A 13663-nucleotide genomic window follows, 5' to 3' on the forward strand; every position below is an offset into this window, starting at 1 on the left:
AACCGACCGCCGCCCAGCCGTCGGACGTTTCAGTTGCGCCGGAGACCGCTACAAGCCAGCCAACTTCCCCGGGAAAACCCGGGGAAGTCCCCGCTTCAGAGACCCTGCCCGGGGCAGTACCCGAGCACATTGCCAACGGACCGGGCAACCCACCAGAACTTCCGGTCCCCTCAGAGGTTCCACTGCCCGGGATCCTCCCGGCCGTTCCGCTCCCGTGACATTGCCCGAACCTGGCGTAGGAATGCCCACGCTCAGTAGCCGGACGCGCCCATCCTGATCATTTCGCCGGACGGATCCGCAAGGTACCAGACATCGTTGACGCCCTGGCCCAGGATGTCACCGGCCTTGGTGTCCTTGGCGAAGTAATACAGGGGCAGTCCGTTGAGGGTTACCTGCTTTGCGCCATCGGGCGTCGTGATCGTGCCTACGGTCCCGGTGACCCCTTCGACCTTGGGCGTATCAGCGGTGGTGGTGACCGGGGGCCACGCGGCCAGGCAGGCGTCCGTGCAGGCGCTGGTGCCTGAATCCTTCACATCCTTGGTGAAGAAGTAGACGCTCATGCCATTGGCGTCCACCACAATGGTGCCGGCGCTTGATGACGCAGTCATAAGGTCGACGCCGGCGCTCGCCGTTGAAGTCGACGTTGCGGAAGGCGGAGAAACAGAGGCAGCAGGGGCGGTTGCAGAGGCGGGTGGTGAGCCTGGCGTGACAGCCGGGCTGCTGGCGGCGGGAGTTGTTTCCGTGCCGCCGGCGCAGCCGGTCAAGGCCGCCGCCAGGGCCAGGATGGCGAGGCCTGCGCCCAGATGCTTTTTCATAGGTTTGCTCCTTGGCTCGTGCCCGGCGTCGGACCACCGGACGCTAACCAGTACGACGCCTCCGGGTGAAGAATGGTTCACAGTGAACCGATCTTCGGCTGCGGACGTCGTACCAGCCGGGGAGCACGGAAGTGCCGTGCGGGAGGCTTGGGGCAGGAGGTCCTGGAATGCCGCTTGACGAGGGCGTTGTAGAGTCCATCTACCGCGAACACGGCCCCGCCCTTCGCCGCTTTGTCCTCAGTGCCTCCCGCGATCCGCAACTGGCCGAGGACGTGGTCCAGGAAACGGTGCTCCGCGTCTGGCAGCACGCGCCGGAAGTCACCGGAAGCCTCCGCAGCTATCTTTTCCGGACGGCCAGGAACATCATGATCGATAACTACCGCAGGGCGCAGCGCCGCCCGGCCGAGGCGATGTATGACGGCCTCGCCGAGTCCGCCGAAGCTGTGCAGCGCATAGATGAGTTGCTGAACAGGGTGCTGATCGAGGAAGCCCTGCTCCGGCTCAGCAGTGAACACCGGGATGTACTGGTGGCCCTGCACTATCGCCGCTTCACTGTGAACGAGGCGGCGGTGCAGCTGAACATCCCCAGCGGAACCGTAAAATCCCGCGCCTACTACGCGGTGCGGGCGTTACGGACCATTCTGGATGAAATGGGGGTGGAACGTTGAACGCTTCCGAGCTGCATTACTTGCTGGGCGCCTACCTTCTGGGCGGACTGGAAACCGAGGACCTGGGGAAATTTGAATCGCACCTCCAGCAGTGTGCAAGGTGCCGGGACGAGCTTGTCCGGTTGGAGAAAGTGCCGGCATTGCTGGATGCGCTGCCAGTGCCGGAGGCCGTGGCGCTCACCGACGTTTCGGCGGGGAAGCATGCTCCGGCCGCCCCCGCAGCGGCGGCCCCGGCGCACCTCCTTTCCGAACTGTCGCGTCGCCGTCGGAAGGCACGACGGCGTTGGGCGGCCCTGGTGGGTGCTGTGGCCGCAGCATGCCTCGCCGTGGGACTGGCGGTGGGTCCGGTCCTGAACCGGCCGGCGCAACCGGACGCGACCTACTCCGTGCAGTCTGGAGGTGGCCTGCAGTTCAGCATCGACCTGGCCCGGAAGACCTGGGGAACCGAGCTGGCGGTGAATGGCAGCAGCCTCCCTTCCGACGGGACATTGTCCCTGTGGGTGCGGGACCGTGCCGGCGGCGAAGACCGGGCCTGTGCGTGGACGGCTACTCCCAGCGGCAGGGTCAGGGTCACCGGAGCAACGCCCATCCAGCTGGCCAGCATTTCGAGTGTGGAACTGCGCGACGGTACCCAGCACGCTGTTGCGGTCATTACCGTGCCCTAGCATCCGGGCGCAAGCCCGTGGGATGCTCCGGCCCTGGCCGCACTGGCAGCTTTCACCAGCCCGTCAGCTATCGGGTCATCCTCGCGAGGCGTGCCCGGACGATCATGTAGACGCCGTAGCAGATCAGTCCGGCGCCCACAGCCGCCAGGAGGTACACCCCAAACGGCTGGTCGCGGAGTGCCCGAAGGCCGCCGTCAAGGCCGGTTGATTCTTCAGGGTGCGCCTGCAGGGCGGCTATGGCGATGAGCAGCCCGGTCAGCAGCAGCACGATGCCCTTGGCCATATATCCTGTGACGCCCAGAACTGTGACGCCGGTCCGTGCGGTGGGGGACGAGGGCATTGCCAGATGCTTTTCGAACGATTTCCGTAGGCCACGGACGCCGTACACCACGCCCGTGACGGCGATGCCCACGCCCAGCAGGATCAACAGCGCCACGCCGCCGGGCGCCTTCATCACGGAAGCGGTAAGGTCGCTCGCCGCCTGCTGGTTATCCCCGCCCGAGCCGGTTCCCATTGCGAAGGACATCAGCGTGAGGGCAAGCCCCGCGAACACCAGTGCCTGTGCCGCTGCCTTTGCCTTCTTTCCGGCCTTTTCCTTGGTGGGTAACTGGTTGTAGTCGAAGATGGCATCACTGGTCTGCCACAGCGCCAGGGCTGCGCAGGCCGCGAAGCTGGCCCACAACAGGAACGGTCCCGCAGGCTGGGTGGCGAGCTCGGCTACAGCACCGCTGAAGTCAGCGTTGCCCGAACCACCCATGGCCAGCCGGATCGCGATAGTGCCCACCAGAAGGTGCAGGATGCCGCTCGCCGCAAAGCCCGCCCGGGCCACGAATTCCAGGGTGCGGGAGTTGGTGACGTTCTCTGCCGCATCTGCGGCCTGTCTCAATTCTCTTTTGATGGCTGTTCCCTTTGTGCAGGCGCGGATGCGCGGATGAAGCGTGCCCCGCATACGGGCAATCGTGCCACGCGCTGATGGTCCGGGCCAGCGATCCGTCAGGGCTATGTGGATTAGGTGGCGGAGCATGTTGTGTCAAGAACGGGACGAGTGCCGCCGCTGCGGGATGGGGCGGGATGCCCGCCGCCGTCAAGGAGGGCGAGGGTCAGAACCGAAGAGCCAGGCCACCACGAACGTCCCCAACAATGCCACGCTTGAGCGGCTGTAACTCGCAGGGCACATCTGGCCCTACGTCAACCCTTACGTGGAGCCGAGGCTCAGCATGCTCAAGGAGATCGTTGCCTCCATCAGCGTGGGCTGTTGATGTCCGAGGTCGGCGTCGCCGGCAGTGCCCTCGCTGGAACTAACGGCGGCGGTAGCAGAGATCAAAAATGAGCCGCCCGGCCTCGTGGGCCTTGCTTTCAAAGCTGGTCCGGATCCTTCCCTCGAACCTGGGGGCCCAGCCGCCCGTTTCGTCCACGCCCTCGTTGGGACCGGTGTGTTCCGTGCTGACCGGGGCACGGCCTTCACGGACGGGGGCTCCGCCCACCACTGATTCCACGCCGGACTGCCACACCTGGGTCAGCGGACTTTCCGGTCCGCGGCGTTCGCCGGTGTGCAGGTTCTCGAAGTCCTTCGAATCCGCCAGGACATCGCGGACGTGGACCGCGTAGTTGGACCAGTCAGTGGCAATCCGCCATAGCCCGCCCTGCTTCAGGGCACGGGCAGCAAGGCCCGCGAATTCGGGTTGGATGAGGCGGCGCTTGTGGTGGCGGGATTTGTGCCAGGGATCGGGAAAAAAGACCCACAATTCACTGACGGAACCCTCCGGGAGCATGGTGGCCAGGACCTCGGGTGCGTTGGCCTCGACGACCCGGACATTGCTCAGTCCCCGGCTGTTGATCTTGATGATGGTGTTTGCGAGCCCGGGAGTGTAAACCTCCACGGCGAGGAAGTCGGTGTCCGGGTTCTGTTCCGCGGCGTGGCAAATAGCGTCGCCCAGGCCCGAGCCGATCTCGACGATGAGGGGTGCCTTGCGGCCGAACTCCGCCTCGGCGTCGAAGGTGTAGTCCGGGTGGACTGACGTATTGGATATGTGCCGTGGGACGTTTACGGCCCAACGCTCGGCATGAAGTTCCCACGCTGCCTGCCGGCGCCCCTGCAGGCGCGTGCCGCGGCGAACGAAGCTGACGGGCCGGCCGCCGTACGTGCCGTAGGAAGCCTGGGTTCCGGGGGTTACCGGCCTCGGGACATGCTGCGGCTGGGGAGTTTCTGGGGATTCATTCATCCCCTTCAGAATACCGGCGGCTGGAGATTGACGGAGAAAGGGCAGTGGGAGACAGCCCATGGCGTGGAGGGAGTGTTTCAGGAGTGCCGCGTACCGTGGATGAAGCGCCGTAACAAAGAACCCGACAGTGTGGGACGGCTGGGCGTTGTCCATGCTTCAAAGCTAAGGCTCAGGCCTGCGGTGGCAGCGGCCATCCGGGGCCTTATGTGGACAACTCGGTCCGCCAGCCCTCCTGCAAGAATGGGCAGGTGACGGAAGCAACGAGTGCTGCGGCGAAGAAGGACCGGCGCACCATGCCCCTGATGAAACGCCACCCCGACAACCTGGTGGACGCCGAAATTGATGAGTTGCCGGCGGCAGGACCCACCCTGGTGGGAAGCCGGAGGGGCCTGGTTTACCTGGGCCTGTGCCTGGTCCTGATCGGCCTGAACCTGCGCACGGTCTTCTCCAGTTTCTCGGCGGTGCTTCCCGAGGTTACGTCGCAGGCCGCACTGCCGGGGTGGGCGCTTGTAGTGCTGACCACTGTCCCGGTGACGCTGCTGGGCGTGTTTGCGCCCCTGGCCCCGGTGCTGGCCCGCCGGTTCGGCGCCGAGCGCGTGCTCCTCGGCGCCATGGCGGTGCTGACGGCGGGGCTGCTGCTGCGCCCGGCCGCGCTCCCGTGGCCGCCAGCCGGGGATCTGCCGGTACCGGCACACCTGCCCGCCCTCTTTGCCGGGACAGCTGCCTGTGGTGCCGCCATCGCCCTTTGCAATGTGCTGCTGCCCGGGCTGGTCAAGCGCGACTTCCCGCACCGCCTGGGCCTCATGGGCGGGCTTTACACCACAGCCATCTGCGCCTCGGCCGCTATGGGAGCCGGCTTTACCTACCCCGTCTACGCGGCGACGGGGGAGTGGACCCTGGCGCTGTGGTTCTGGGCGCTGCCGGCCGCCGTCGTCCTTTTCCTGTTACTGCCGGTGGCGGTACGGCAGCGCCCCGTCCGGCACCAGGCGGTGAAGGAGGGGGTGAACGTCTGGCGCTCGGCGGTCGCGTGGCAGGTCACCATTTTTATGGTGCTCCAAGCGATGATGTCCTTCAGCGTCTTCGCGTGGCTGGCACCCATCCTGCGGGAACGGGGAGTGGACGGCGCAACGGCCGGGCTGATCGTGTCCGCGTGCATTGTGCTGCAGATGCTCGGGTCACTTTTCGCCCCGGCGCTTGCGGCCAGGTTCAGCGACCAGCGGGCCATCAACACCGTGGTGGCGCTGATGACCGGCGGCGGCTTCGCGCTCAGCATCTTCGGGCCGCTTCAGTTGATCTGGGTATGGACAGGACTTCTAGGGCTGGGCCAGGGGAGCCTCACCGCGGTGGCGCTGACCATGATCATGCTGCGTACCCGGGACGGTCACACTGCGGCGCACCTGTCCGGGATGATGCAGGGCGTGGGCTACGGACTCGGTTCAACGGGGACCCTGATGGTGGGCCAACTGCACCAGGCCACCGGGTCCTTCACAGCCGCCGGCGTCCTCTTCCTGGCCGTGGGACTGCTCGCGGCGGTGTTCGGCTACCGGGCCGGACGGAACCGCTTCGTCGGTGCTTCAACCGGGTAGCAGCTGGTGCCGTTGTGAGGCCCACAACGGCGCCAGCTGCCACTTATCAGGGGGAGGAGCTAGTGCGTCAGGTCCTTGCCCTTGGTCTCCGGGATGGTGCAGACGAACAAGGCGCTGACCACCAGCAGCAGCACGGCGTAGACGTTGAACAGCTCCGGCAGCTGCAGGGTGGTGCCCAGCCACTGCTGCAGGTAAGGTGCCGTGCCGCCGAAAAGCGCTACGCAGATGGAGTACGGCACACCCACGCCGACGGTGCGGATGCTGGTGGGGAAGAGTTCGGCGTATACCGCCGGCACAATTGCGGCGCTCGCAGCGATGAAGATCAGCATCACGGACATGCCAACGGCCAGCTGCCACGCAGAGTCCTTCAGTAGCCAGGTCATGGGGAAGTGCATAACGGCCGAGCCAATGGCACCGGACCACAGCACCTTCTTGCGGCCAATGCGGTCCGAGAGTTTGCCCCAAAAGGGCAGCGCCGCGATGAACACGATGTTGCCGATGACGCCGGCCCACAGGGCCTCGCCGCGGTCGATCTTCAGTGCGGTGGTGGCGTAGCTCGGCGCCACCACACCCCAGATGTAGTAGATCACAGTGAGGCCCACGGTCAGGCCGATGACCTGGATGGCCTGCTTGCGGTGGCGGACAATCTGCGGCCAGATCGGTGCGCGATTTTCGCGCACGGACTCGCTTTCGAAGGCTTCGGTCTCATGCAGCCGGGACCGCATGATCAGTGCGTACAGCCCCAGCACCGCCCCGATCAGGAAGGGGATGCGCCAGCCCCAGGCGTTCATGGCCGCGGTGCTGAGCACCATGTTCAGCACCGCGCCCAGGAGCGTGCCAAACAGAATGCCCACCGTGCCTGACGTGTAGATCAGGGTGGCCCAGAACCCGCGCTTTTCCTTCGGCGCCATCTCCGAGAGGTACGTTTGCGACGACGGCAGTTCACCGCCGTGCGCCAGGCCCTGAACCAGCCGGGCCACCAGCAGCATCAGGGACGCCCACGCACCGATGCTTGCGAACGTCGGCGCGATGCCGATCATCAGACTGCCCAGAGAGGCCAGGCCCACGGCAAGGGTCATGGAGGTCTTGCGGCCCACCCGGTCACCGATCCAGCCGAACAGGAATCCGCCGAAGGGCCGGGCAACGAAGCCGACGGCGAAGATCGCCAGGGTGGACAGGACGGCCGACGCCGGATCTGCCTTGCTGAACAACTGGCTGGCTATGAAGGGGGTGAAGGTTGCATAAATCGCCCAGTCGTACCACTCCACGGCGTTGCCGATCCCGGTACCAACAATGGTTTTCCGCATTGCTGCGCGGGCGTTGCGCTGCGGGTTCACGACAGTGGTCATTTGAGTTCTCTTCCTGGAAGGGTGGATCAGGAGTTGTTGGTGCGGGATTGCGAGAGCGCGGCGAGGCGCTGCGTGGCGAGCTCCGCGTAGAGGGCGGCACCGTCCGCCAGCACGCCGTCGTCGAACGTTGCGTACGGTGAGTGGTTGAACGGGGAGGCGGCATGGTCCGCGCCGCGGGGGACAGCGCTGAGCCCGATGAACGTGCCGGGCACTTCCGCGAGCACCCTGGAGAAGTCCTCCGAGCCGCTAAGGGGTGTGGCCCAGCGGGACAGCCGGGAATCGCCGAACAGCTCAGTGATGACGTTCTCGGCCGTATGGGTCTCGTCCTCGTCCGTGATGGTGAGGGGGTACTCCTGCTGGTAGTCGACGTCGACCTCCAGGCCATGTGCCGAAGCGATTCCCTGCAGGAGGCGGGGAATGGAGTCCATCAGCTTCACCCGGGAGGCCTCGGAGAAGGTCCGGATGGTGGCTTCGATCCGCGCGGTCTCCGGGATGACGTTCCGCTTGGTGCCGGCGTGGAGGATGCCGACGGAGAGAACCACCGGATCGAACATGTTGAACTGGCGGGTGATCATCACCTGTAGCGCGGTGACCATCTCGGCAGCCGCAGTTACCGGATCCTTGGCCGCGTGCGGGGCCGAGCCGTGGCCGCCTGCACCGAGCACGGTGACCACCAGGCCATCGGAGGCGCTGAGCATCACTCCGGGCTTCGTGGTGAAGGTGCCGTGCGGTTCGAGGGCGGAAAACACGTGCATGCCGTACGCGGCGTCTACCCGCCGGCCCGGCGCGTCCAGCACACCCTCACTGATCATGTAGCTGGCGCCGTCAAACCCTTCCTCGCCGGGCTGGAACATCAGGACGACGTCCCCGGCAAGGCGGTGCCGGTTCTCGGCCAGCAGGGTAGCGGCACCCGTGAGCATCGCCGTATGGAGGTCATGGCCGCAGGCGTGCATGGCGCCGTCCAGGCGGGAGGTGTAATCCACGCCGGTCTTTTCCTGGACCGGCAGGGCGTCCATGTCGGCGCGAAGCAGGACAGCCGGTGCGGCCTCCTGTCCCTGCCAGGCTTTCTGTTCCTCCCCGGCCCAGGCACCCGGGGCGGCGCCGGTGCCGCGGAGCACGGCCGTGATCGACGTCGTTTCCTTGCCCAGGGTGATCTCGTAGGGGAGTCCGCCCAGGGCCTGAAGAACCTTTTCCTGCGTCCGTGGCAGGTCGAGGCCAATCTCCGGCTCCTGGTGCAAGGCGTGGCGGAACCGGGTCAGTTCGGGCTGGAGCTCCCTGGCCGCGGATGTGATGGTCATTTCTACTCCTCCAAGAGGTGGGCTGTTTCCAGTCTGGCGTGACCTGCTTCACAGCCGCGGGAACTGCTTGAAAAATGCATTAGCACTCCTCCTGCTGCTCGTTTTATGCAGCCATGCGGAAGAATGGGCACCATGGAACTGACCGAGGAGGACCTGGCACTCATCAACGCGCTCGAGATCGCGCCACGGGTGAGCTGGGCGGATGCAGGCGAAATCCTGGGCCTGCACGCAACCACCTTGGCGGCGCGGTGGGAACGGGTGCGCCGGTCGGGTGCCGCATGGGTGACGGCACACCTGATGGGGGATCCAAAGCAGATGTGCCTGGCCTTTGTAGACGTTGACTGTGAGATGCACCGCCGCGAAGAGGTGACGGAAGCCCTGGCCGCCGTGCCGGAGATCGTCACCATCGAGGAAGCGGCCAGCAACCGGGACCTGATGCTGACGGTCCTGACCCAGTCCCTTGATGAGTTCACCACGGCAGTGGCCTCCCGCCTCAAGGACATCGATGGCCTGCTGAAGTACCAGACGTCGCTGTGTACCAGGCTGCACTCCGGCGGTTATGCCTGGCGCCTCAACGTGCTGGACCGGGGCCAGGTGGCTGCCTTGCAGGCCAAGGCCGGACCGGAAGCGGCAGGATCTGCACCCCCGGAGTCCGTCGTCGAGCCTTTGCCGGAAAGCCACCTGGCGCTGCTGCCCTTCCTGGCAAGGGACGGGCGGGCGACGGCGGCCGACATCGCCCGGGCCCTGGGCAGGCACCCTGCCACAGTGCAGCGCCAGCTGAACCGCGTCCTCGCAAGCAGGGTGCTCTCGTTCCGTTGCGAAGTGGCGCAAAAGTTCTCTGGCTACCCCGTGACGTGCCAGTGGTTCGCCAATGTACCGGCGGGTCGGCATGAGGCGGCCGCCGTGGAACTCCGGGGCCTCCGCAACGTCCGCCTCAGCGCCTCCACCACTGGCCGCACCAACTTCCTGATCATCATGTGGCTGCAGTCGCTCGCCGATGTGATGAACGCGGAACTCGTCCTGCAGCAGCGGATTCCCGGGATCGAACTGGTGGAAAGCGTGGTGATGCTCAGTACCGTCAAACGGGTGGGCTGGATGCTTAACCATGACTCCACGGCCACCGGGCGGGTCATCGTCCCCGCGGCGGTGACCAGCGCCGGGTAAGGCTGCAGGAACCGGCGGCCCTGCCACCGCCGGCCGCTATGCTGGCACGAAAGACAAGCAACGGATCGGGCCAGAAGCGTGCGCGAGACAACCCTTTCAGCCGCCGACCCCCACGCCGGCATACTGCAGCGGCCGTACCTGTGGGTAACCGTCGGTGCCTGCGCGCTGGTGTTCCTGGCGGCATTCGAATCCCTTGCGGTGACCACCATCATGCCCGTGGTCAGCCGCGAGCTGAATGGTGCGGGCCTCTACGCCCTGGCGTTCGCCGGCCCCCTGGCAACAGGCGTCATCGGCATGGTGGCGGCGGGAAACTGGTCCGACCGGAGGGGCCCCACCGTTCCCCTGTATGCCTCAGTAACGCTGTTCGTGGCGGGGCTGCTGATCGCCGGCACTGCAGTTTCCATGCCGCTGCTGGTGGCAGGCAGGCTGGTCCAGGGGTTGGGCGGTGGTGCCCTCACCGTTGCGCTGTACGTGTTGGTGGCCCGCATCTATCCCGGGCTCCTGCACCCCAGGATTTTCGCTGCCTTCTCCGCGGCTTGGGTGATCCCGTCCCTGGTGGGGCCTTTCGCCGCGGGAATCGTGGCGCAGGTGTTGAGCTGGCATTGGGTGTTCCTGGGTGTGGTGGGCCTGGTCATTCCCGCACTGGTGATGATCGTGCCGGTCCTGCGCGGGATGTCGTCCAGCAAGGAACAGGCAGCCCCCTCGGAGCAACCGCCCACCCCATGGGCCTTCGGCCGCCTTGCCTGGGCCACCCTGGCGGCGCTTGCCGTGCTGGGGCTCAACCTGTCCGGGGAGGTCAGGATTCCCGTTCTCCCCGCAGCGCCGGCACTCCTGGCGGTAGCCGCCGTCGTGGTTGCCTTGGTGGCCGTGCGGCCGTTGGTGCCCCCGCGAACGCTCGCTGCCCGGCGCGGCCTGCCAAGCGTGATCCTGGTCCGCGGGCTCGCCTCTGCGGCGTTCTTCGGCGCCGAGGTCTACCTGCCGTACCTGCTGATTGAGCAGTACGCCTTTTCACCCACCTTTGCCGGCCTCACCCTTACCGGTGGAGCGTTGGCCTGGGCGGGCGCGTCGGCAGTCCAGGGACGGCTCGGCACGCGGTTGTCCCACCGCCGCGCCGTCCGCATTGGTTCCTTGATGGTCCTGGGGGCCGTAGTCCTTGCCTTGGCCACCACCGCAATGCACTGGCCGGCCGCTGTCGCCATCGCCGGGTGGATCTTCGCCGGCGGCGGCATGGGCCTGCTCTATCCGCGGCTGAGCGTGATGACCCTGGCGCTGTCCACCAAGGAGAACGAGGGCTTCAACAGCTCGGCCATGTCCATCTCCGACTCCCTGGGCGGCGCACTCGCGCTGGCCACTACCGGCATCGTGTTCGCAGCCTTTACGACGACGACGGGATCCTTCGCGGGCGTCTTTGGACTCGCCGCACTGCTCGCGGTAGCCGCGGCAGCCATCGCGCCCCGGGTCACCGCCAAAATCCCTTGAGTCGTTGTCACGATATGCAGGCCTGGCCCCGTAGGTGCGTATATCCGGACAAAACTCCAAGGGGAGTCAGGCGAGCCGGCTGGCGCGGACCACAACATCCGCGATGGTGGCGTGCTGGCCGTCCGGCCCAGTCACCGGCCGCTCCCGGCTGGTCTGCACTTCCAGCTGCCATTCGGGCCCGTCAAGCCCCAACTCCTGGACCAGCTGCTCCCCGGTGTAGAACATCCCGTCGTGGGTGTGCGCCCCGCCCCACGGCGGTAGCCGGTGCGGATGGTGCCCCACCACCAGCAGGGTTCCGCCTGGCTTGACCGCCGCGGCGGCCGTGCGCAGTGGACCCTGCCAGGCGAGTTCCTGGGAGTGGAGGAACTGGGAGGTCACCAGGTCATACGACTCTCCAGGCTGCCAATCCTCGAGGTTGGCCTGCTGCCACTGGATGCGGCTGGCGATGGCACCCTCGCCTGCATGCACGCTTTCGCGTGCCAGCGCAGCCTTCTCGTGCCCGTACGCACGTTCCAGTGCCACGGCTGAGACGTCGACTGCGGTGACGGTCCAGCCGTGCTGGGCGAGCCAGATGGCGTCCGCTCCTTCGCCGCAGCCTAAGTCCAGCGCATGCCCCGGCCGCAACCCGGCCACCTCCCGGACCAGCTGCGGATTTGGTTTGCCGCTCCAGATCTGGGATTTGCTTCGGTACCTCTCATCCCACAGGGAAGCCGCGTCCCGGATCCCCTGACTCCCGCTGTCCCCGGAAAGGCCGGGGCCGCCGTCGTGCGGTGCCTGGTGTTCATGCTGGTGGGCCGCGTGTTCGCTCATGCCTCAACCCTGCCCCGCACGGCCTGTCTTCGCAACGCCCAAGCTACCCGGTTGGGGAGGGTGGAGAAGGGGAGCGGGCAGAGGATGCTAGACTTGTGGAACTTGATGTGCAGTGATGCCCATGTACCCCTTCATTTAGGGGACAGGGCTTTTTTCATGTGAGAGGCACATCCTGCGTCGATGAACGCGTTCCATTTGGTCCCGGCCGCCGCTTTGCATAAGCGGCAGCAGGCTGGTTGATCACCTGACTTTTCTTCGGCGAACCCCCTGGGCCAACCGGCGTCGGGGGCCGATATCCGCACGGATACCGCCTGAAAGACCTTTGAACTTGACTACTTTTGCTGCCCTGGGCACGCCCAAAGCCCTCGCCGACACCCTCACCGCCCAGGGAATTGAAACTCCGTTCCCCATCCAGGTGAAGACCCTCCCTGACACGCTGGCAGGACGCGACGTCCTGGGCCGCGGCCGCACCGGCTCCGGTAAGACCATCGCCTTCGCCATCCCGCTGGTGGCACGCCTTGCCGAGCGCGAAGCCAAGCACTTCCGCAAGCCCGGCCGCCCCATGGGCCTTGTCCTTGCACCCACCCGCGAGCTGGCCACCCAGATCAACGCCACCATCGAGCCGCTGGCCAAGGCTGCCGGCTTGAACACCACCGTGATCTACGGCGGCATCTCCCAGGCCCGCCAGGAAAAGGCCCTGCGTGCCGGCGTCGACATCGTCATCGCCTGCCCCGGCCGCCTGGAGGACCTGATCCGCCAGCGCATCCTCACCCTCGAGGCTGTGGAAATCACCGTCCTGGACGAGGCCGACCACATGGCCGACCTCGGTTTCCTGCCCGTGGTGAAGAAGCTCATGGACATGACCCCCAGCCAGGGCCAGCGCCTGCTCTTCTCCGCCACCCTGGACAACGGCGTGGACAAAATTGTCCAGCGCTACCTGTCCAACCCGCTCACCCACTCCGTGGATGACCCGCAGGCAGCGGTGACCACTATGGAGCACCACGTCCTGGTGGTCAACGACCAGACCGTCAAGAAGCAGCTGATCGTGGAGCTCGCTTCCGGTGCCGGCCGCCGCGTCCTCTTCATGCGGACCAAGCACCACGCCCGCAAGCTGGCCAAGACCCTCACCGACGCCGGGATCCCCGCCGTCGACCTGCACGGCAACCTGTCGCAGAACGCCCGCGACCGCAACCTCGCCGAGTTCTCCTCCGGTGACGTCCGCGTCCTGGTGGCTACCGACGTCGCAGCCCGCGGCGTGCACGTGGACGACGTCGAACTGGTGATCCACGTTGACCCGCCCACCGAGCACAAGGCATACCTCCACCGTTCAGGCCGCACCGCCCGTGCCGGTTCCGACGGCACCGTGGTGACGCTGACCCTCCCGGAGCAGCAGACCGATGTGAAAAAGCTGATGAAAGCCGCCGGCGTCGAGGTTAACTTCGAGCGCGTGACCGCGAGCTCGCCCATCGTTGCCGAGCTCGTGGGCGAAATGGCCGAGAAGATCGATCCGCGCACCCGTGCAGCGCTGCTGGCCAAGAAGGCCGCACAGCAGGGCGGCGGCACCTCCACGGGCGCCAACGCCGAGCGCAAGCGGGCACGCCGCCAGG

General features: G+C 66.4%; 12 protein-coding genes. 6 read left to right on the top strand and 6 right to left on the bottom strand.

All coding sequences use genetic code 11. The features are described from left to right. Positions 1-251: 251 nt before the first annotated feature. Complete coding sequence (locus AC5RWX_RS23055; RefSeq protein ID WP_494098625.1) at positions 252-815, bottom strand: COG4315 family predicted lipoprotein; 564 nt, start codon at positions 813-815, stop codon at positions 252-254. A 167-nt stretch (positions 816-982) separates the two neighbouring features. Between AC5RWX_RS23055 and AC5RWX_RS23060 the strand changes: the two genes are divergently transcribed. After that, positions 983-1483, top strand: coding sequence for a sigma-70 family RNA polymerase sigma factor (locus AC5RWX_RS23060; protein WP_494098626.1), 501 nt, complete (start codon positions 983-985; stop codon positions 1481-1483). Next, entirely contained in the window at positions 1480-2148 is a 669-nt protein-coding gene (locus AC5RWX_RS23065) for a zf-HC2 domain-containing protein (protein ID WP_494098627.1), read from the top strand. Before AC5RWX_RS23060 ends, AC5RWX_RS23065 begins: the two co-directional genes overlap by 4 nt. 67 nt (positions 2149-2215) lie before the next feature. Here the strand turns inward: AC5RWX_RS23065 and AC5RWX_RS23070 are convergent, their stop codons facing one another. Both AC5RWX_RS23070 and trmB read right to left on the bottom strand, forming a co-directional pair. After that, positions 2216-3034: a DUF1206 domain-containing protein gene (locus tag AC5RWX_RS23070; RefSeq protein ID WP_494098628.1), complete on the bottom strand. Its 819-nt coding sequence runs from the start codon at positions 3032-3034 to the stop codon at positions 2216-2218. Between the two features lie 412 nt (positions 3035-3446). Beyond that, positions 3447-4370, bottom strand: a complete 924-nt coding sequence (gene trmB, locus AC5RWX_RS23075; protein WP_494098629.1) for a tRNA (guanosine(46)-N7)-methyltransferase TrmB — start codon at positions 4368-4370, stop codon at positions 3447-3449. A gap of 293 nt (positions 4371-4663) precedes the next feature. Here trmB and AC5RWX_RS23080 point away from each other — a divergent pair, with 293 nt between their 5' ends. Then, positions 4664-5956: an MFS transporter gene (locus AC5RWX_RS23080; RefSeq protein ID WP_494098636.1), complete on the top strand. Its 1293-nt coding sequence runs from the start codon at positions 4664-4666 to the stop codon at positions 5954-5956. A gap of 59 nt (positions 5957-6015) precedes the next feature. On the opposite strand, the gene AC5RWX_RS23085 is transcribed toward AC5RWX_RS23080, so the two are convergent. After that, a complete protein-coding gene (locus AC5RWX_RS23085; RefSeq protein WP_494098630.1) occupies positions 6016-7305 on the bottom strand; it encodes an MFS transporter in 1290 nt (429 codons plus the stop codon). 26 nt (positions 7306-7331) lie between these two features. Beyond that, a complete protein-coding gene (locus AC5RWX_RS23090) occupies positions 7332-8603 on the bottom strand; it encodes a M20 metallopeptidase family protein (protein ID WP_494098631.1) in 1272 nt (423 codons plus the stop codon). Positions 8604-8735: 132 nt separating this feature from the next. Between AC5RWX_RS23090 and AC5RWX_RS23095 the strand changes: the two genes are divergently transcribed. Next, positions 8736-9767, top strand: a complete 1032-nt coding sequence (locus tag AC5RWX_RS23095) for an Lrp/AsnC family transcriptional regulator (protein ID WP_494098632.1) — start codon at positions 8736-8738, stop codon at positions 9765-9767. Between the two features lie 78 nt (positions 9768-9845). Continuing rightward, positions 9846-11246, top strand: a complete 1401-nt coding sequence (locus AC5RWX_RS23100) for an MFS transporter (protein WP_494098633.1) — start codon at positions 9846-9848, stop codon at positions 11244-11246. A gap of 66 nt (positions 11247-11312) precedes the next feature. Here the strand turns inward: AC5RWX_RS23100 and AC5RWX_RS23105 are convergent, their stop codons facing one another. Then, positions 11313-12056, bottom strand: coding sequence for a class I SAM-dependent methyltransferase (locus AC5RWX_RS23105; RefSeq protein ID WP_494098634.1), 744 nt, complete (start codon positions 12054-12056; stop codon positions 11313-11315). 328 nt (positions 12057-12384) lie between these two features. On the opposite strand from AC5RWX_RS23105, the gene AC5RWX_RS23110 reads away from it, so the two are divergent. Continuing rightward, the coding region (locus AC5RWX_RS23110; protein WP_494098635.1) for a DEAD/DEAH box helicase at positions 12385-13663 on the top strand (1279 nt) is incomplete at its 3' end.

This window comes from Arthrobacter sp. SPT-J7, assembly GCF_059089965.1.